18 protein-coding genes are annotated in these 19,746 nt (G+C 53.7%); 3 read left to right on the top strand and 15 right to left on the bottom strand.

Annotated elements, in window-relative coordinates; translation table 11 throughout:
• Positions 1-14 precede the first annotated feature (14 nt).
• Positions 15-959 (bottom strand): NAD(P)-dependent oxidoreductase, encoded by a 945-nt coding sequence (locus tag B036_RS0125240; RefSeq protein WP_020571522.1) that lies wholly within the window; start codon positions 957-959, stop codon positions 15-17.
• A 267-nt stretch (positions 960-1,226) separates the two neighbouring features.
• Here B036_RS0125240 and B036_RS0125235 point away from each other — a divergent pair, with 267 nt between their 5' ends.
• Positions 1,227-3,782: a TonB-dependent receptor domain-containing protein gene (locus tag B036_RS0125235; protein WP_020571521.1), complete on the top strand. Its 2,556-nt coding sequence runs from the start codon at positions 1,227-1,229 to the stop codon at positions 3,780-3,782.
• 63 nt (positions 3,783-3,845) lie between these two features.
• Here the strand turns inward: B036_RS0125235 and B036_RS0125230 are convergent, their stop codons facing one another.
• The 11 genes from B036_RS0125230 to B036_RS0125180 all read right to left on the bottom strand — a co-directional run bounded on the left by B036_RS0125230 (position 3,846) and on the right by B036_RS0125180 (position 15,164).
• The gene (locus tag B036_RS0125230) at positions 3,846-4,676 is read right to left on the bottom strand and encodes an MbnP family protein (RefSeq protein WP_020571520.1); all 831 of its coding nucleotides are present in this window, start codon (positions 4,674-4,676) and stop codon (positions 3,846-3,848) included.
• Between the two features lie 245 nt (positions 4,677-4,921).
• On the bottom strand, positions 4,922-6,178 hold the full coding sequence (cysN, locus tag B036_RS0125225) for a sulfate adenylyltransferase subunit CysN (RefSeq protein ID WP_020571519.1): 1,257 nt from the start codon (positions 6,176-6,178) through the stop codon (positions 4,922-4,924).
• Between the two features lie 57 nt (positions 6,179-6,235).
• The gene (locus tag B036_RS0125220) at positions 6,236-6,586 is read right to left on the bottom strand and encodes a hypothetical protein (protein ID WP_020571518.1); all 351 of its coding nucleotides are present in this window, start codon (positions 6,584-6,586) and stop codon (positions 6,236-6,238) included.
• 99 nt (positions 6,587-6,685) lie between these two features.
• Positions 6,686-7,597, bottom strand: coding sequence for a sulfate adenylyltransferase subunit CysD (gene cysD / locus B036_RS0125215; protein WP_020571517.1), 912 nt, complete (start codon positions 7,595-7,597; stop codon positions 6,686-6,688).
• Positions 7,598-7,640: 43 nt separating this feature from the next.
• Positions 7,641-8,237, bottom strand: a complete 597-nt coding sequence (gene cysC, locus B036_RS0125210; protein ID WP_020571516.1) for an adenylyl-sulfate kinase — start codon at positions 8,235-8,237, stop codon at positions 7,641-7,643.
• Between the two features lie 123 nt (positions 8,238-8,360).
• On the bottom strand, positions 8,361-9,386 hold the full coding sequence (locus B036_RS0125205; protein ID WP_020571515.1) for a PDDEXK nuclease domain-containing protein: 1,026 nt from the start codon (positions 9,384-9,386) through the stop codon (positions 8,361-8,363).
• Between the two features lie 82 nt (positions 9,387-9,468).
• Positions 9,469-10,494 carry a Gfo/Idh/MocA family protein gene (locus B036_RS0125200; protein WP_020571514.1) on the bottom strand — a complete coding sequence of 342 codons (1,026 nt, stop codon included), beginning with the start codon at positions 10,492-10,494 and terminating at the stop codon, positions 9,469-9,471.
• 147 nt (positions 10,495-10,641) lie between these two features.
• Entirely contained in the window at positions 10,642-11,886 is a 1,245-nt protein-coding gene (locus B036_RS0125195) for an MFS transporter (protein WP_020571513.1), read from the bottom strand.
• On the bottom strand, positions 11,883-13,277 hold the full coding sequence (locus tag B036_RS0125190; RefSeq protein ID WP_020571512.1) for a four-carbon acid sugar kinase family protein: 1,395 nt from the start codon (positions 13,275-13,277) through the stop codon (positions 11,883-11,885). The genes B036_RS0125195 and B036_RS0125190 overlap by 4 nt, the downstream gene beginning before the upstream one ends.
• Before the next feature lie 111 nt (positions 13,278-13,388).
• On the bottom strand, positions 13,389-14,045 hold the full coding sequence (locus B036_RS0125185; RefSeq protein WP_020571511.1) for a cyclase family protein: 657 nt from the start codon (positions 14,043-14,045) through the stop codon (positions 13,389-13,391).
• A 63-nt stretch (positions 14,046-14,108) separates the two neighbouring features.
• Positions 14,109-15,164, bottom strand: coding sequence for an isocitrate/isopropylmalate dehydrogenase family protein (locus B036_RS0125180; protein WP_020571510.1), 1,056 nt, complete (start codon positions 15,162-15,164; stop codon positions 14,109-14,111).
• A 158-nt stretch (positions 15,165-15,322) separates the two neighbouring features.
• On the opposite strand from B036_RS0125180, the gene B036_RS0125175 reads away from it, so the two are divergent.
• Positions 15,323-15,940, top strand: coding sequence for a GntR family transcriptional regulator (locus B036_RS0125175; RefSeq protein WP_020571509.1), 618 nt, complete (start codon positions 15,323-15,325; stop codon positions 15,938-15,940).
• Here B036_RS0125175 and B036_RS0125170 read toward each other — a convergent pair.
• The 3 genes from B036_RS0125170 to B036_RS0125160 form a co-directional block, all read right to left on the bottom strand.
• Positions 15,937-16,632, bottom strand: coding sequence for a hypothetical protein (locus B036_RS0125170; protein WP_026232341.1), 696 nt, complete (start codon positions 16,630-16,632; stop codon positions 15,937-15,939). The genes B036_RS0125175 and B036_RS0125170 overlap by 4 nt on opposite strands.
• A 308-nt stretch (positions 16,633-16,940) precedes the next feature.
• Positions 16,941-17,609, bottom strand: a complete 669-nt coding sequence (locus tag B036_RS0125165; protein ID WP_245557508.1) for a thioredoxin family protein — start codon at positions 17,607-17,609, stop codon at positions 16,941-16,943.
• 18 nt (positions 17,610-17,627) lie between these two features.
• Positions 17,628-18,191 carry a TlpA family protein disulfide reductase gene (locus B036_RS0125160; RefSeq protein ID WP_020571506.1) on the bottom strand — a complete coding sequence of 188 codons (564 nt, stop codon included), beginning with the start codon at positions 18,189-18,191 and terminating at the stop codon, positions 17,628-17,630.
• Positions 18,192-18,561: 370 nt separating this feature from the next.
• Here B036_RS0125160 and dnaN point away from each other — a divergent pair, with 370 nt between their 5' ends.
• Positions 18,562-19,683, top strand: coding sequence for a DNA polymerase III subunit beta (dnaN, locus tag B036_RS0125150; protein WP_020571505.1), 1,122 nt, complete (start codon positions 18,562-18,564; stop codon positions 19,681-19,683).
• The last annotated feature ends 63 nt before the right edge of the window (positions 19,684-19,746 follow it).

Here is a 19,746-nt window from a genome sequence, read left to right as displayed (position 1 = left end):
AAAGGTTCTGACAATTAAGTTCCGCTACGGCCAAAATCTACAATGTTCGCCCGTACCCCCGCCAGCAACTCCATCCGGGCCTCAACGCTGGCCCAGCCCATGTGAGGGGTGAGCAGCAGCCGATGCGGCTCATTTACGCTCAAATAGGGATGATCGGCCGGGATCGGCTCCTGGGTGTAGACGTCGGCAGCGGCACCGGAGATCTGCCCTTCGTTGAGTCCACGCACGAGGTCCGTCTCGTTGACGATGCCGCCGCGGGCCACATTGATGAGGTAAGCGGAGGGCTTCATCTTTACCAGTTCGGCGTAGCCGATCAGGTTACGGGTAGCTTCGGTGAGCGGGCAGTGGAGGGAGATGACTTCGGAGGTCGTCAGCAGTTCCTCCAGCGAAACGTGGGGATACGGCTGATCGGTATTGTTCCCGGAAGTCGAATGATAGACCACTTTGGCCCCGAAGGCCGTGGCCAGCTCCGCCACCCGACGACCAATGGCGCCCATGCCGATGATGCCGTAGCGGGCACCGCCTAATTCGTAATAAGGCTGGCGCCAGTAGCCAAAGGAAGCGTACCTGGAGTAGGTACCGTCGTAGACCGCCTGGTTGAGGTGGATAAGGTCCATGGCCAGTGTGAACAGCATGGTAATGGTGAGTTGGGCGACGGAATTAGTACTGTAGCCACTGACATTTTTGACGGGAATGCCGCGCGCAGCGGCGGCTTCGAGGTCTACATTATTCATACCGGTGGCGGCAATGCAGATCAGCTTGAGGTCTGGCAACTGAGCCATCTCCTTTTCTCCGATGACCACCTTGTTAACGATGGCGACGTTGGCACCTCTCAGCCGAACCACCACCTGGTCAGGGGCAGTATTTTCGTAAACAGTGAAGGCCCCGGTTTCCGTAAACTTTGCTAGTTCGGAAGGAAGATCTGCTACAGTTTGGGAGTCTAAGAAGGTGATTTGCATGGATAGGCGATTTTTAATACTATTGAAGAAGTGCCTAAGGTCCGAAGAAATTTATTCTACTCACCCACCAGGCCACAACCAAAAAACTAAACGACAGTAAACATCTAACCCCAAAGAACGGCTTTAGCAATAAGAAAACGACGAGCGTGCAAGCAATGCCTCCCAAAGACCGTTTCTTTGCACCTGCGTCCGCGCCCAAAAAAGTTCCCCCTTATGCCAACAATCGTTCTTCGAAAAATTTGCCTCCTGCTCCTACTAGTTTCATCCATGCACACCATCTACGCACAGGAGGCCGAAGTGATCGGGAAAGTTACCGATGCAGAAGGCGAACCATTAATCGGCGCCACGGTGCAAGTAATCGGCTCGGTGATTGGTACTTCCACTGACCTGGACGGGCACTATTTTCTGCAGGTTCCGCCCGGGCGCATCAGGTTGTTGTATACCTATATAGGCTACGAAAATTTCGATACTTTGCTGACCGTGGGCGTTGCCGAAAGAGAAATTGAGATCGACGTGATCATGCCCGAGGCTTTTCTGGAAACGGGTGAAGTTATTGTCTTCGGTCGCCGGGCATCAGGCCAGGCACAGGCCCTGCGTAACCAGCAGTCGAGCCATGTTAACCAAACCATCATCCACTCTGAGGTTTTCAATAAATACCCGGACGTAACCATTGCCGAGACGGTCAGTCGAATGCCCGGAGTCTCCATTATCCGAGATGTAGGAGAAGGTGAAATCGTCCAGGTCCGTGGCCTGCCAGAACAGTATACCGCAGTAACCCTGAACGGACAAAGACTGCCCACCATCCAGCCAGAGGTGGACCAGAGCGGCAGCCTCAGCATTATTCAAAGCAGCCTTGTGGACGAGGTACGAGTCATCAAAGCCCGCTCCGCAGACATGGACGGCGACGCCATTGCCGGAACGGTAAACTTCAGGGTCCGACACCCGGAAGAAAAATTTGAAATACTGCTGCAAGCGGGCCAGGGCACCAATTTCGGATTTGATGATAACCCCAACCAGTCTTCTGGCATCACCCAGTTCTCCGGCATCCTTAATTCAGAGCTTAGCGAAGAAAAAGTGTACGCGTTGTTAGCCGGCAGCTACCTTAGTCAGGGCCGGGGTAACCGCACGCAACTCTTCGAATACGGAGCTCCGAACGAGCGGGGGACTAACCTTTACAGCTCGCGACCATTTGATACCGATCGGCAATCAGAACGGGTTGGTTTAGTCGGTGCGATAGAGCTGCGCCCCAGCATTTATAACCGGATGCGATTAAGCTATAATTTCAGCCAACTTTCCGAAGACGTTCAGCAACGACAGCTCTTCGCTCACGGGGGAGACTCCCCTTCTGTTAATCGCATTTCCAGCGGTTGGAACACCACTAAAAGCCTGAATTTGGTGGCGCTGGAAGTCGAAAACAATTTCCCCCGGACCCGCCTTGATTATCAGTTGAGTTTCAGCCAGAATACGGAAGAACTCAACGACCGGCTGCGCAGCAGCTACACTGGCCTGACGACCGGTTTCAGCGAGAACGAATTACGAGACCTGACGCCTTACAGCGTTGCCTCTTCCACACCATTGGCAGGCGTCCTCAATTTTCAGGACGAGGCGCTGTTGGACGAAACCGTTGCGATTGGGAGCCTTAACATTACCCGCTACCTGAACCGGAACCGGAACAGTTTTATAAAATTTGGTGGCAGGTACCGAAGTAAGGACCGTTTGTACGGCAGCAACAACCTTATTTTACCAACTTCTGGTGCAGAAACCATCCCCGCCGGCACCTTCGGGGCCGTCCCGACCGACCGCTTCCGCGAGGAAACCGACAGCTTGCAAACCGAAGCTAAAGCCTACGATGCTAAACAACGCATTGCCGCTGGCTACCTTATGTACGCAGCCAACTTCAATTCGAAACTTTCACTTTCTGCCGGCCTGCGTTATGAATACCTCGAGGTAGAAGCCCGTGACGCCGCGGACACCGTTAGTTTCGATGACATTGACCTCTTACCCAGTATCAACCTGACGTATCGCCTGCGGCGCGACCGGCAGTTCCGGTTCAGCTATTATGGTGCCGTCGGGCGCCCATCCTACGCAACTTACCGACCAGAGCTGAGCCAACCATTGGCCTTAATCGGTGTGGATCAATTCTCCCGCAGCAACTCGGACATTGCCGCCACCAGAAGTCAAAATTTTGACCTGGCCTTCGAACGCTACGGCCGCCGGGATGGGCTGTTAACCGTTGGGCTTTACGGTAAGTTTCTAAACGATCCTACCGTTCGGGTCTCCGAATCAGACTTTGACTCACGGGGACGCCCAACTTACACCACGCGGCTGATCAACGCCAACCGGGCCAACGTATTTGGTTTTGAAGTAGGATTTTACCAGAACCTGGGGTTCCTACAATCCACCCTTCGCCACGTCAACGTCAACGGAACGTATAACTTCAACACCTTCAGTGTCGATAATCCGGGTGGTGTAGACGACGGGCTACCGCTGGCCCAGGCACCACGCCAAAGTGCTAACCTCAGCTTAGTTTACAGCAACCCGAATACCAAGTTTAACCTCGTCATTGCCGCCAATTATCGAGACCGGGTCTTCGACCGATTGCTCGACGATGAAGCCATCTACCAAAACACTCTCTTTTCTGCTGATGTGTCAGCCGATTACGAAGTCTTCAAAAATATCTCCATCTATCTGCGCGCCAACAACCTGATGGACCATCCCTTCGAGGAGTGGATCGGGAAGCCTGGGGAAGATGGGTCACTATTGAGGAGCACAAGCAATTATGGCCGTTGGGGGGTTGTTGGGATTCGGTATCGGCCTGGATAGGAGAAGTAGGAACCTGAATAGCGTCAATACTTTGTCTACCCTTTCGTCACGTCTATTCGTACGCTACCGCACACCGACCACCCGCAGCCAATCCAGCAGTCCTGCGCTAATCCCGTCGGCAACGGTGGTTTCTCCTGCTGAAAGGTCAATGGTGCCAAAAATACGTTGGTAATCGGCTTCCAGTTCCACCGTTAGGTTGACGCCGCGTTGTGGTGCCTCAGGATCGGTAAAATCGAGGGTAAAAGGTTGTAATCCCCTGATATCGATCCGGGCGGTGTCATTAGTAGCCGTCAGCACGTATTCGGCGGAAGCTGAGAGATAGCCTTCGCCATCGTTAAAATTGAGTAAGCCTACCTGGGTGGATAAGGGCGAGGCCGCAGGTGCAGAGGCCGGATAAACGGCCATGTACTCCTCCACCAGGCCGAAGGTGCCCCGCAGCTGCGTCAGGGAGTCGGTGCCTACCCGCAGGCGACCGATGGTGGAACTGGTACTTGAGCTGGTGGCACTGAGCAAAGCAATGTTAGTATTAATGACCGTAAGCACCGTATCCGTACTGGTAATGATACCGACCTCCACCTGGTTCTCGGGTATCGGTAATTCCCGCCCCGTGGCCAGCAGGCCCAGCCCACTCAGGTATACCCGGAAACGGATCAGCCGGAAGTCGTTGCCCGCGCCATCCTGATAAGTACTGTCCGTAAATAGCGTGGTGTCACCCCATATCCGGTCAACGTCGAGGCTGAAGGAGGGATAAACGCAGCAGTCGGGGCAGGCTTCGTCGGCCAGAATGTCGAAGTTGGTGGCGTCTGCGTCAAGGCAGGCTATGTTGTCTTCGTAACAGGCGGAGGAAATGAGTAAAATCAGAAAGGCTGAAAGCAGTAGGGGGAGGCGATTCATGGTTTGGAATTGGGGAGGGCAAAGTTAGATTTTCCTATCGGTGTTTGCGCCACTGACGTTTCTCCATTTGAGTAAAGTTAGCCTTTGCCGGAAGGGGCTACCCCATTTATAAGGTTAAGGTCTTGCTAAAATGAGAGTGCGCGCGCTTAAGGTCCTGATCCCTGTACCTGCGTTCCCGCATAAAAAAGAGCCGTCCCCAGCGCCAACCTCCAAAGACGGCCCAATGGACCAATAGCACCAAAATACTAAATTACCATCCCCGCAGCCACCGTCTCATTAGTCTGCTCATCGACCAGAATAATGGAACCGGTAATCCGGTTCTTCCGGTAGCTGTCCACAAACAATGGTGTAGTCGTACGCAGGAGCACACGGCCGATGTCGTTCATCTTGATTTCTTTATCATCTTCGTCGCGGTGCAGCGAGTTGATGTCAAGGCGGTAGCGAACCTCTTTTATCATACAACGGGCTTCCTTCGTCGTATGCATGATCGTATACTTACCGCGTGGCTGCAGCGGCCGCTCGTTGAACCAGCACAGCATCACCTCGATGTCCTGGGTCATTTCCGGTTGGTTGTTTTCCCGCACGATCATGTCCCCCCGGCTGATGTCGATATCATCTTCGAGCAGGAGCGTGACCGACATCGGCGGATATGCCTCCTGCAGCTCTCCGTCGAAGGTATCGATCTTAGCGACGGTCGTACTGAAACCACTTGGCAACACCGTCACCTTATCTCCCTTTTTCCAGACGCCGCCGGCGATCCGTCCGGCGTAGCCCCGGTAATCGTGGAACTCATCGTTGTAGGGGCGGATGACGGTTTGCACCGGCAGACGGCAGTCGATAAAGTTATTATCGGAGCCGATGTGGACGTTTTCCAAGCTGTACAACAGCGTGGAACCACCGTACCAATCCATGTTCTTGCTCTTATCCACCACGTTGTCGCCCAGCAGAGCCGACATCGGGATGAAGTCAATGTCCTTCACGTCCAGCCGGTGGCTGAAGCTTTGGAAATCTTCTTTGATCTTTTGATAGGCATCTTCCTTGAAGTCCACCAAATCCATCTTATTGATACAGACGATCAGGTGTGGGATCTGCAGCAAGCTGGCGATAAAGGAGTGGCGGCGTGTCTGCTCCACTACGCCGTGGCGGGCGTCTACGAGGATCAGGGCGACGTTGGCCGTGGAGGCTCCGGTCACCATGTTCCGGGTATACTGGATGTGCCCGGGCGTATCGGCAATGATGAACTTTCGCTTTGGCGTAGCGAAATAACGGTAGGCCACGTCGATCGTGATGCCTTGTTCGCGTTCGGCCTTCAGTCCGTCGGTGAGCAGGGCTAGGTTAACGCCTTCTTCTCCACGCTTGGAGCTGGTTTGGGAAATCGCTTCGTACTGGTCTTCGAAGATGGACTTCGAGTCGTAGAGCAGGCGGCCGATGAGGGTGGATTTTCCGTCATCTACGGAGCCGGCGGTGGTGAACCTTAGTAGTTCTGTGTGATCGGTTTTCATTGGTTCTTTTATCTTATGGCTTTATACTAAAACCGGTACAAGTTATTTTAAGAAGGATTATTCGGGGCAGGTGCCAGTTGGAGGGGCCATTGGGCTTAATAGTTTAAGTTTCCTTTTATCTTCATCGGAGACTTCTTGCCGTTTGATGGCTTCAAGATCAAAACCCAATTCAGTAAACAGATCCTCTGTGCATTTTTTGGCTTTTTCTATGCCTCCCTCAACTTCCGTACATGCACACATTCCAGTGAGAAAAGCCGTTACGAATGCTATATCCTCTTTGGATAGACCTTCCTGCAAGCGCTCATCTATCAACTTCTGTTGCCACGTACCGGCATCGTTTATAGAAGGTTCTATCGTTGCACAGGCACAGCAAAAAAATAAGGGAATAAGCCAGAGATGATAGCGCATTTGATGTTTTTGATGTGGCGCGGACGCAGGAACAAGGGAAGTTAGGAAGAGCAAGCAACTCTCTCTCCGCTCGCCAGCCTGATGGCTGGGGAACCAACGCTAGAAATATCCCTGTTTCTTCCGGTCTTCCATTGCCGTTTCACTTCGCTTATCATCAGCGCGGCCACCACGCTCCGTCTGGCGCGCCATGGAGACTTCGGCGATGATGTCGTCGAGGGTTGCTGCGTTGGATTCCCATACACCGGTGGTCGTAATGTCACCAATGGTACGGCAGCGAACCATCATGGTATTAACCTGCTCGTCGTCGCGAACGGGGATCAAACCGCCTTCGGTAGCCAGCAGCATGCCGTCGCGGTGGATGACTTCGCGCTCATGGGCGAAGTACAGACTAGGCAACTCTACTTTCTCCACGGCAAGGTATTGCCACACGTCCAGCTCCGTCCAGTTGGAAATTGGGAAGATGCGGAAGTGCTCTCCGTACTGCTTGCGGCCGTTGAAGAGGTTCCAGAGTTCAGGCCGCTGGTTTTTGGGATCCCACTGACCGAATTCGTCGCGGTGGCTGAAGAAGCGTTCCTTGGCGCGGGCTTTCTCTTCGTCGCGGCGGCCGCCGCCCAGGGCGGCGTCGTACTTACCTTTTTCAAGAGAGTCAAGCAAAACGGCAGTTTGCAGGAAGTTTCGCGTAGCGTTGAACCCCGTTTCTTCACGGACCATCCCCGAGTCGATGGCTTCCTGCACCGAACCGACGACAAGTTTAGCGCCCAATCGTTCCACCAGTGCGTCGCGGTAATCCAGCGCTTCCTGAAAGTTATGCCCGGTATCTACGTGTAACAGCGTAAACGGGATCTTGGCCGGGTAAAATGCTTTCACCGCCAGGTGAACCATCAGGATGGAGTCCTTACCACCACTGAACAGCAGTACCGGATTTTCAAACTGAGCGGCGACCTCCCGCAAAACAAAAATGGACTCTGATTCGAGTTCGCGGAGGTGGTTAAGTTGATAGGTGGAGGACATTTGTTGGTCTTTTGGATTATTGGACTATTGGTCTGGTGATCCGTTAGAAGGAAAGCTTGTGCTTGATGGCGGCAACTACTTCTGCTGCGGAAGCTTCTACCGTTTGGTGTTCGGTTTTAAGGTCGAGGAACGGTGTCTCCGGCGCTTCGTAGGGACTGTCGATGCCGGTAAAGCCTTTAATCTCACCGGCGCGTGCTTTAGCGTAGAGGCCCTTAACGTCCCTTGCTTCGCAAACGGCCAGCGGCGTATTGACGAAGACTTCGAGGAAGTCTTCCGGGCCGATGATGTCCTGGGCCAGCGCGCGGATCGCGCGCGTCGGGCTTACAAACGAGCACAGCACCTGCGCGCCCGCCGCCACAAACAGCTTCGCCGTTTCTGCAATCCGCCGGATGTTCTCCCGCCGGTCTTCGAGACTGAAGCCAAGGTCACCGCACAGGCCAGTTCGCACGTTATCACCGTCGAGCAAGACCACGAAATGGCCAGCGTCGAACAGCTCCCGTTCCACTGCTGCGGCGATGGTACTCTTACCACTACCGCTCAGCCCGGTGAGCCAGACGACCCCGGAACGGTGACCGTTCACGGTTTCCCGCTCGGCCCGTTGCACGGTTCGTTCAAAAATAGGATGGATGTTTTCGGCCATACGGACTTCGCTTAAAAGTCGCGCAAAGATAGGTTGGTCTATCGTGTACAGCCTACTAAAAGTCAATGTTTAAGCAGGGATGAATGGTCATATGTTGATGGGTTTGTACAGTGGCTGATGGGCTCACTCCTCTTCCGCAGCGCTGATTACCCGTTCTATCTCAGCTTCCAAATCTCCCTTTAGCGGCAGGTAAGTCTGGTACTTGGTTACTAATAAGTTATTAGGAATTCCCTCCAGGGCAAAGCTGATCGTCTGATTGTTTTGGCCGGTTGCCAGTACTATACCGACGGGAGGATTATCTCCTTCCCCAGATTCTTCGCTGGCAAAGTAGCTTAGGTACATGTTCATCTGGCCCACATCTCCCGGGCGGGCTTTGCGTGTCTTCAGGTCAATCAATACAAAGCAGTGCAGGATGTAGTGATAGAAAACCAGGTCTACGTAATGATGATCATCTCCAATGGTGATCCGGTATTGCCGGCCGACGAAGGCATATCCCTTGCCCAACTCCAGCATAAAATCTTTCAGGTGGGTGATCAGTCGTTCCTCCAATTCACTTTCCAGGTAGGCTTTGTTCTCCGGAAGCTTCAGAAAATCCAGTACCAGCGGCTCTCTGATCAGGTCTTCCGGCCGGACCACACGCTTCCCTTTACGTGCCAGTTCCAGGATTTCTTCCTTGTTTTTGGAACGGGCCAGCCGCTCGTACAAGCCCGCTGTTTTCTGGCGCTTCAGCTCCCGGACGCTCCATTTTTCAATGATGGTTTGTTGTTCGTAGAAGGAGCGGGCGTTGTCTGAACTTAACTTCAGCAACTCATAATAATGGGACCATGTCAAAAAGCGGGACAGTGTCCCGCTTTTTGGGAATTTCAAATAAAGGAGACGGATATAATTCAGATTAGTCCGGCCAAAGCCTTTACCAAGTTTTATGGTTAGATCCTTAGCCAGTTGGTTTATGAGTTGCTTGCCATAGCTCGCTTTCTCAGCACCCGCCTGCTCAAACTCCACAATATACCGACCTATCTCCCAATAGGTAAGTACCAATTCATGGTTCACGGCATTCACCGCAGTTGCTCTCCCATGGGCGTAGCGGTCGCCGATTTTCTGGACGAGGGTATGGTAATGCTGGTTGTTGTTAACGGGGTAGTCAGACATAGCGGGGTGTTTAGACACGTAATGTAGTGGCAATCAACACCGATAAACAAAAAATGTCAACATTTTATTTCCAACACTTTTCTTAACATTTTATCGCTATCGGTGCCAGCTTCGCCCCACTCTGATAAACAGCCTCCAGTACCTCCAGACTCCGCAGATAATCCTCGCCGCCCGTCTCAAACGGTACACCGGAAGTGAAAGCTTCAAGGAAGTGTTGCTGTAGGAAGAAAACGCAGTCACCGGCGAAGCCTTTTGCTTCGTGGTGATAGTTAATATCCCGTTCAGTTTCACCAAGCTTTTGGAGGGTCAGCCGACCATCAAGGTAGAGGCGCAGGGTACCGCCGTTGCCTTCGATTACGGTAGTACCGAAAGTATAGCGAGGGTTTGGATGGTTAGCTTCGTTGTAGCGGTTTCCATCAATGACGCCCTGGGCACCGTTGGCAAAATCAAGGAGCACGAGGGCACAGTCTTCTCCGGCAATGTTGTTGTTCAGGGTGCGCAGTTTGGCGTACACCTCGGTGACATCGCCAGCGAGGTAGCGGAGCACATCGATGTAGTGGATGCCCGTTTCGTGCATTAGCAGGCGCGGCATGGTTCGGAAGTAGGGTTGCCGGTCCAGGTAGGCATCGGCGGCCCAGCCGTCACCCATCCGCATCCGTTGGGTAATGGTGTGGATTTTGTCGCCGATGACTCCGGCTTCGAGCTGGCGTTTCAACTCCCGATGCCAGGGTTGGAAGCGGAAATTCTCGTGCACCATGAAGCGCTTTTGGGCGCGGACGCAGGTGCGATAAATGTTTTCCGCTTCCGCCAGCGTATCCGCTAACGGCTTTTGGCAAATGACGTGTTTGCCAGCCTGGGTTACTTGCTCTACCAAAGCAAGGTGGGTAGCCGGTGGGGTGATGATGTCGGCTACTTCAAAGTCTACTTCAGCACACATCGTTGCTACGTCGGTGAAGACACGGGGTACGCCAAATTCGTCAGCCAGGGTACGGGCTTTGGCTTCGTCGTGGTCGCAGATGGCGACGAGTTGTGCGCCTTCCAGGCGCATCCAGGCGTCGATGTGAAAACGGGCGAAGTAACCGGCGCCTATGCAGGCTATTTTGGTCATGGGGGGCATAGTCTTGTAGTCTTTTGGTCTGGTAGTCTGGTAGGGCTACCGCATGTTGGAGGGGGCATAAGCTGGTGGGCTGGTGGGGCTGCCGCATATTGGAAGTATTAGAAGCCTACAAGACTGCCAGACTACCGAACCACAAGACTAATAGCTCAGCCCTTCCTCTGCCTTCACCCGCACCCAAAGAAAAATCGCCAGTACGTTCAGCGCAGCAGCAAAATAGAAGAAAGCCTGCGCTCCACCAAGCCAGGCGGTGAGGTAGGGAAAAGCCAGGGCCGTCAGGAACGAACCGATGTTTCCGGCCATGTTCATGGTCCCGCTCACTGCACCTGCGCTCCGTCGCCCAATGTCAACACATAAGGTCCACGAGGGTGGCAGGGTCATGTCTGCTCCGAAAATGGCTACGGAAATAGCGATCACGGCTACCAGTGCGGAGTGCGCAAACACACAGCCGATGAGGCCGAGAGCAGCCAGTGAAAAGCCGATGATGGCCGGTAGTTTGCGGGAGAGGTTCATGTTGCCTTTGCGGAAGATGTTATCGATCATACCGCCGCCAACCCAGTTCCCGATCGCACCGGCAATAAACGGAGCGGAGGTGTACCAGCCGGCATCCATGGCACTGAGGTTATAGGTCTCCTTAAAATAGGGAAAGAGCCAGGTGAGGGCGAAAAAGAAGGTGAAATTGCTGCAGAAATACTGAAACACCACCGACCACATATTTTTGGAGCCTGACAGATCGCTGAAAGTTAGTTTATCCGGTTCATCAGGGTCTACCTGTTGACGAGTAGCCAATATTTCATCGCGTTCGGCAGCACTCAGCGCCGGGTGTTCTTCCGGTGTGTCCCGGAAGGCGAACCACCAGGTTACAGCCCAGACAACCCCTATACCACCCAGGACCAGAAACGCGTTTCGCCAGCCGAAGTCGGTGATCAGCCAGGCTACGAAGGGCAGCGCAAAGGCCGCCCCCAACCGGGAACCGGAGAAGTTGAGCCCCGTCACCGTACCGCGTTCCTTCAACGGAATCCAGCTGTAGGTCGCCCGGGCCATTCCCGGAAAAGCGCCGGCTTCGCCGGCGCCAAACGCAAACCGGACGAGCAGCAGATTAAAAAAACCAGAGACAGCACCGGTCATCGCCGTAAAAACGGACCAGACGGAGACGATGCCCGCCAGTACTTTCCTTGGTCCGTATTTATCAGACAGCCACCCACTCGGCACCTGAAACAGGGCATAACCCAGCGCAAAAATGCTGAGTACCCAGCCCATTTGTTTATCGCTCAACATCAGGTCTCCGGCGATGGATTCCTTAGCCACCGAGATGCAGACGCGGTCGACGTAAAGCAAAAGTGCCAGCAGGAACATACCTGCGGCGACGAAGTAGCGACCTTTCATATGATGGTATTTTGCAGAATGAGACTTAGGCTGCCTTCCCCACCAACATTACCGGGGAAGATGATGAAGGGCATGCCTGGGAACTTACTCTCCGGGCCCAGCTCCCAGGTTGGGACGCCGGGCTGGACCTGGCCCAGCACCATTGCCCGCTTCACCCCGAGGGCTTCGGTGGCGATGCGGCTGGAGGTGATGCCACCTTTCGTCAGGAGGTAGGATGGTGCTTCGGGAAGGGCGGCCACCACGGCTTCCAGGTAGCCAGAAACGGTGGCGGCAATATTCAGATTGGCCACGGCGCCTTTGGTGGTGATGACGTCACGGCTGGTGTATATTACACATGTCTTACCCTCGGTATATGCTTCGGAAATTTTTTGGGCGAGATCGCGGGGTGCAAGGGGAGGTCCGTTGGAGAGCAAGGCAGGAACGTCGACTTCGTATTCGCTTAGTTGGTTGTGCACCAGAAGGTGCTTCAGCTGCGCCGTAGTTTTCGGCACATGGGAGCCAACGATGATCAGGCCACCCCTACCCTCTTTTGCTTTGATTTTCAGCAATGGGCGATCGGGTTGGCCCAGTAGGGCTTTTATGAAGGAGGCGGAGGTGCGGAATTGGGGATGCTCGGCAAAACGAAGGATTGCCAAAGCCGCTCTTTTAAGATCGGTGTAGTCGGTAGCATTGATGATGCAGTGTGCTCCCGGAGCAATGGATTCAAGTTTTCGTTTCAGCGCCAAGGGTGCTGGTGCCCTTAGTTCAGAGATATTTAGGCTGGTGACCTCTTCCTTCTGGACAATACCTTCCGTTTTTTCCTCTATCCACGATGTCAGGTTGGAGGCTCGATAGCCAAAGCTACCGTCTTTTGCGAAGGGCGTTTGCCCAGCCGGGACGAGCTTCCCCCCCTCCCTGACGTAATGCACATCATTAATGGTATAGCGACCACCCTCGAAGAAAGCGGGGATGAAAAAGTAGCGTGCATCTCTTAGCTGCAGGCCTGTCGTGAGCCATTCGTCTTCGTTGGGGAAGTGCCCCCTCAAGGTTGAGTCTCCTCGAATGATCACTAATGGTCTTTTGCCGGCCTCTTTACAGGTCTGACCGATTTTCTCGCCCACGGAGTACGCCGTACCGTTGGCATCTTGGCCGGGCAAAGCACGAGAATTTGTCAGGACGTAGAATAAGGGCGTTTGCCTTTCGATTTCGGCCACAATCGCCACCTCCGTTAGTTCGGTAATCACCGGAACATCATAAACTGTTTGGGTTCCCGTCGGATCATCATCCAACACAATCACTACATTGTACCGGCTAAACAAAGCTTGCCTGATGGCCTCATCCAGCCCAGCCTTCGGCTGTTGGGCGGGCAGAGAGGCCATAGTTTTGGCAAAGTCTAGTACGGGTAAATCCATTAGTTTAGTTTGACAATTAAATTATACATCCGATGGGCTCGCAACATCCGCTGCGCGTCTGGCTCGACACATCGGATGAAAATTTAATTCGCGGTGGGATCGGGAGCCCCTTTACTTTTCCTCCAAAGCAATCACCCGGGCGGGCGCGCCGTCTCCCTGCGCAATTTTCAGCGGCAAAGCGATCAAGTCCACCAGCTCCCGTTTAATATTACTCAGGTTGGTGAGCCCTTCGATGATGATGACGCCTCCGGAGAGTAGGATCTCGTGAATTTCGGTAACTTCCTCCAGGTTATTGACGTCGGCGACCGAGGGGGGCTCCACCCCCAGCATTTTGACGTCGTTGGCGACGCACCAGTGGGCCAACTCCACACTGATGCGGGGTAGGCCGTCGCGGAAGCGATCGTAATCCCCTTTTAGGTGCTCATCCCAGCCGGTATGGAGCAGCAGGCTGTCGCCCGCCTGCCAACGGGCACCGATGGGTGCCAGGATATCGGTGCCCAAAACGGCCTGGTATTCCGTGACCGGCACTTTCAGTACCCAAGCACGGCCCGTCAGTTGCTCCGGGGTAAAATCTTCGATACCACCGTCGTTGACATCGAAGTGGCGGGGAGCGTCCATGTGGGTTCCTACGTGAGAATAGAGTTTGAGCCACCTTGCATTCCAACCATCTTTCACCCGCGTCCGCGCCTGCTCCCAGCTTACGCCTGGCATGTCCTCGGTATAGGTGTGGGTTAGGTCGTGTAGGTGGTAGTTTTGGAAGTTGATCATGGTTCAAGTTACAGGTTGCAAGTTACAGGTTGCAAGTTGCAGGTTGCAGGTTGCAGGTCACCGCTACGCTAAAGCTGTTAATGCCGCCGCAGTAATCTCGGTTGTTGTAGCCGTCCCGCCAAGTTCCGCCGTCAGCGTTCCCGAGGCCGTAACCTTATTAATGGCCTTCATGATGTCGGCCGCAGCCTCCTTTTCTCCCAGGTGATCCAGAAGCAGGGCCGCCGACCAGAATTGCCCAATCGGATTAGCCTTATTCTGCCCCATAATGTCGGGCGCAGAACCGTGGATGGGTTCAAACATGGACGGAAAGTTACGCTCCGGACAGATGTTTCCACTACCCCCCAGGCCGAGGCTTCCCATGATGGCACCGCCGAGATCAGAGAGGATGTCACCGAGCATATTGGTCGTCAGCACCACGTCGAAATACTCGGGGTGAAGGACAAAGTTGGCCGAAGCGGCATCGATGTACATTTTGCGGTATTCCACATCGGGGTAGTCGGCAGCAACTTCTTCGATGGTATTGTCCCACAGCGTGAGGGTATGGATCATCGTGTTTGACTTCGTCACGTTCGTCACGTGCTTCCGGCGCTTCCGCGCCAGCTCGAAGGCGTACTTGGCAATCCGTCGGGTCCCCACCTTGGTGAAAATATTGGTGTCTATCGCAAATCCTTCAGGTGTGTCACCGTACATCGTCCGGCCACTCTGGACAAACTCGCCTTCGTTATTCTCCCGGATGATCACGAAATCGATGTCCTCCTGCCCCTTATTACGCAGCGGACTCTTCAGGCCATCAAAGAGTTTGACCGGCCGGTAATTGACGTACTGCTTAAAGGCCGTACGCACCAAATTAGTAAAGTCCTTAAACGGTAGCCGATCATCTACCTCCGGCAGGCCCACCGCTCCAAAAAGTACGGCATCGAACTCTTGTAGTTTCTCCAGGCCGTCATCTGGCAAAAAGGCGCCGTGCTTCAAGTAGTGGCCAGCACCGTATAGTAAGGTCTCTGATTCGACCTTAAAGCCGTGCTTTTTGGCTGCGGCTTCAATTATCTGCATCCCTGCAGGGACGATTTCATGGCCGACACCGTCTCCATTGACAGCGGCAATTTTGTAAGTTTTCAAGTTGTCGGGTTTTCAAGTTATCGGGTTGTTGAGTTGTCGGGTTATCGGTTATCAGGATGTCGATAACCTGACAACCGATAACCCGACAACTTGACCACTCGCCTGCAATGATAGTCTTTTGAATTTTGAATTCAAAATGAATTCCCTACTTTGTGCGCATGGAGCACCTCGAGTTGGTAGATCGACTGTACCTCACTGTAAAAAGAATGATTCTGGATCAGGAACTTGTACCGGGCCAGAAACTGGTGCAGGAGAAGCTGGCGGCGGAACTGGGCGTCAGCCGCAGCCCATTGCTCAAAGTATTACAACGACTGGAGACTGAACTATTGGTAGAAAGCATCCCCCGCCGGGGGATGTACGTTAAACAACTCGCCGCTACGGAGATCCGCGATGTTTTTCAGTGCCGTGCCGTCATCGAAGGACTTTCCGCCCGCTTGGCGGCGGAGCGCGCTACCCCCGAAGAAATTTCTGCGCTTCGGGATTGTTTTGCGCCCTTTGTCAACGACAACTCAGACCTGGAAGCCTACGCTCGTGCTGACCGGCAGTTCCACCAACTAATCATGAAGTATTCCGGAAATGCAGTTATCAACCGCCTGGAACTGCTGACCAATATTCACCTGACGGCCTTTCAGGCGGGTCTGCTACGAACACCTAAGGATACTTTACCCGAACACCGGTCTATTATTGAGGCCATTGCCGCCGGAGACGGGCCCATGGCCGAGCGGCGGATGCGCGGGCATATCGAGGCCAGTGGGCGACTACTTTTGCCGGATTAATACCGCTTGATCCTCTTTCCACGTAGCAGCGCCCGCACATCTTTGCGCAGCTCCTTCAGGTTGCTTTTGTGTGCTTCTTCCTTGGTTCTCGCCGGAATATTTTCCCTTTTGGGGCCTGCTGCCATCGTGCCGATATGAATCCCCACGATCTCACGGTTCGCTCGAATGCAGTAGGTGATCGGAAAACTATTGAGTAAACTAAGCAAACGGGCATCGTCCGCCTTGCGGTCTTCCACCTCCACCATCTCCATAAACACCACTACGATCTTGTCGCTGATGCTGGCCAAACGCTGACTGTCCCGGGCGTTTACCGGAGTAGGCATCAGTAGAAAAGTCATGAGTCTGGTGGCGTTTTCTTCGGCGACCACGTTTGCGGCCGCTATCTTCATTTCGCTCAGACCGCCCGAGAAATTAGCAATTCCGTGAACCACAAAGGGCTGGTTCAAAACGCCGAGGTTCCAAAGTTCTCCGTGTTGATCCTCCAGGTACACCGGCTTTACCCTTGCGTTCATCACGGTTGCGTAGGCAAGATCTATCCATTTACCAACCTCCCCCCAGTTCTCTGCCTTCTTAGCAGAAGATGCTTTCTCCTGGTAGTTCCTGACGGTGAGGGCAATGTCCTGTTCCACACTGAGTTCCTGGGCAGCTAGCCAACAGGGAAGAAGTAAGAACAACCATATCGATAGACGCATTTCGGGTCATTATAAGCAAGGGGCCATGCCGACTATTTAGGTCAGGCCTGGCCCCTCAGTTTCAGGTTTTCAGCGTAAGGCTGAGTTATTAATGCGTGGTCACATAGAACGAAGCGGAGAGCAGATCGTCGGATAATTTAGCAAACAACCGCCTCAACGACGGCAGTCGTAACGAGCGGTAGCGAGCATTCCCGGTCAGGCCCGGAGGGCCGCCTATCGTAGCGAGGGGTCAGCGCAGATCCGCAGGATCAAGCGCAGCCCCTCGTTTTCGTTGGTTAGCGCAATCTATATTCAATGGGCCTTCCTACCTATTTTGCCTTAATCGAACACCCAATCGCCTTCACCGAAGTAGGATCAGGTGTAGAGCCAGCTTCCAGCGCAGCTACGGCCTGCTCCACGTAGCGCTCCGTCACCGCATCCGCATCCTGCGCATTGTCATCAATGGCGCCGTGATACTGAAGTACGCGGTTAGCATCAAGCAGGTAGACCTCCGGTGTTTTGGAGGCACCGTAGACAGGGTATACGGACTGCTCGGCATCGAGCAAATAAGCAAATCCGTACCCTTTATCTTTCGCTCTTGCCTGCATGGCAGCCATATTATCTCCCGGCTTTTTCATTACATCATTGGGTTGAATGGCAACTACCGGGTAACCGAGGGCTGCCATTTTTTCGTGGAGTGCAATCAACCTGGCCTCATACATTTTGGCGTAGGGGCAGGTATTGCAGGTGAAGGTTACGATATAGCCTTTGGGGGCAGCACCTCCAGCGGCTTTGGTGGCCGCCAGGCTGTGGGTCATACCGTCGGTTCCGGTCAGAGAAAAGTCGGGGGCAACGTCGCCGATGTTCAGGCCCATGGGGGCAGCATCAACTTCCGCGACTTCTTTTTGAGTTTCGCTGGCTTCGCTGATGGGGGCATCGCCGCAGGCCGTGAAGCAAAGGAGGAGCGTAAGGAAGGTAAATTGAAGAATAATTTTCATCTTTAAGTACATTTTGGTTTAAGAAGGGGAAACAGCGGCTACGGCAGTGCGCAGCTCATCGTAGTCATCAAATTTAGTATCGTGGAAACGGCGCTCGTTACCCCGGAGAATCAGGGTGACGGGGATGGCGCCGCCCCATGACGGATCGACACGATCGATCCAGGCATTATAGTCACCATCCGCAAGGGCGATCACGGGTAGTTTCATCTGTCGCTCCTCCACGAATTTCTTCAGCTTGGTAGCAACATCTTTCTTGAAATCCAGGCTGACCATTACGATGCGGACGTCCGTTTCGCGGGCCAACTGCTCGAAGTAGGGCAACTCTTCTACGCAGGGTTGGCACCAGGTAGCCCAGAAATTGATGACCAGCGTTTCGTCGTCCCCGACTTGTTCGAATAATGGTGCCACCTCATCGAAACTGGTGTACACCGGGTAGGGCAGGGTGTCCCGGTTGGGTGTCAGCAGGGTTGCGACGCCATCTTTTTCGGGAGCAGTGCCTTTAGCATCCGCTGTTCCTTCAGGAGCATTCTGGCAGGCGACGAAGAGTAGGCAATACAATAACAGAGGGGTAAGAATTCGCATGGCTGATAAACGTATTTAGGCCGGTAGTGATTGTTTGGGCGGGGCCGCAGGTGCGATATTAGGCTTAAAAACAAAGAAAGGGCTATCCCAAGTGCCTAAAGGGCGCGTGGGCGCTGCCCCGAGAAGCGTTTATTGCTACCGTACATTTATAAAAAGCTGCGCTTTTTTCTCAGGGCAGAGCCCACTCGCCCTTGCTTTTTGTACTTCCCCCTGCACCTGCGGCCGCGCCAAATTCACGATAAAACCGACCATATGTGCCAATATTTTCAATTTCCACCCATTGTGGAGAACCTGGGGGAGAACTAAGCCCTTAGTCTACTAACAGACTAACGAACTAAAACCGTAAGTTTGCCCAAAGTCCGATACCCACATGAAATTCAGTGTTTCCTCCTCCGATCTGCAAAAAAAGCTCACCCTAGCCGGCGGTGCCATCAGCTCCAATCCGGTATTGCCCATTCTTGAAGACTTTCTCTTCTCCATTGAAGGCAATCAGTTGACGATATCGGCAACGGACCTGGAAACCAGCGTAACCACCTCGCTGGAGGTGAACGCTGACGGAAACGGAACGGTAGCGGTTCCCGCCCGCATCCTGATCGATACGCTCAAGGCATTGCCCCAGCAGCCGATTACTTTCTCGGTCGATGAAGACAATTACGGCATCAAAATCACCTCCGCCTACGGTTCTTATAAACTGGCGGGCGAAAATGGGGAGGATTACCCCGACATTCCTCACCCGACCGACGATGCCGACGAGATCAGCGTCTCCGCCCTCGCCCTGCAGGAAGGCATCACCAAGACCCTTTTTGCGACGTCTACTGACGAACTTCGTCCGGCAATGACCGGCGTCTATTTCCAGGTAGACTTCAGCAAGCTCGTCATGGTCGCCACCGATGCGCACAAGCTGGTAAAGTACAGCCTGAGTGACATTACCGGAGAGGTCTCCAGCAGCTTCATTATCCCCAAAAAGGCGTTGAATCTATTGAAGGGTGCCCTGCCTTCTACCGACGAACAAGTAACCGTCTCTTTCGATAAAGCAAATGCCTTTTTCAACTTCGGAGAAAGTAAGCTGGCTTGCCGCCTGATCGACGCGCGCTACCCTGACTACAACGCGGTTATTCCCGTAGACAACCCCAATGAGCTGCTCATCAGTCGTACTGACTTACAGCAGAGCCTCAAGCGGATCGTGATCTATGCCAATAAAACAACCAACCAGGTCATCCTGACTATTTCGGATGGCTCACTGACCGTTTCGGCCCAGGACCTCGACTTTAGCAACGAAGCAACGGAGCAACTGGCCTGTAGCTACAACGGTGATCCACTCACGATCGGTTTTAACGCCAAATTCCTCGTGGAGATGCTCGGCGTGCTGGAGGGTGAAGAAATAAAACTTGAAATGAGCACGGCTACCCGTGCGGGTATCCTTTTACCAACGGAACAAGCCGGCGGGCAGGAGATCATGATGCTGGTGATGCCCGTAATGCTGAGTAACTAAGGCCACCGCTCCTCTCTTGCGAACGCCGCGCCACTTCTTCGGAAGCGGCGCGGCGTTTTTTTT

The sequence above is a fragment of the Neolewinella persica DSM 23188 genome (assembly GCF_000373105.1).
In the GTDB taxonomy this organism is placed as follows: Bacteria; Bacteroidota; Bacteroidia; order Chitinophagales; family Saprospiraceae; genus Neolewinella; species Neolewinella persica.
This window is presented reverse-complemented; position numbering and strand designations above follow the sequence as displayed.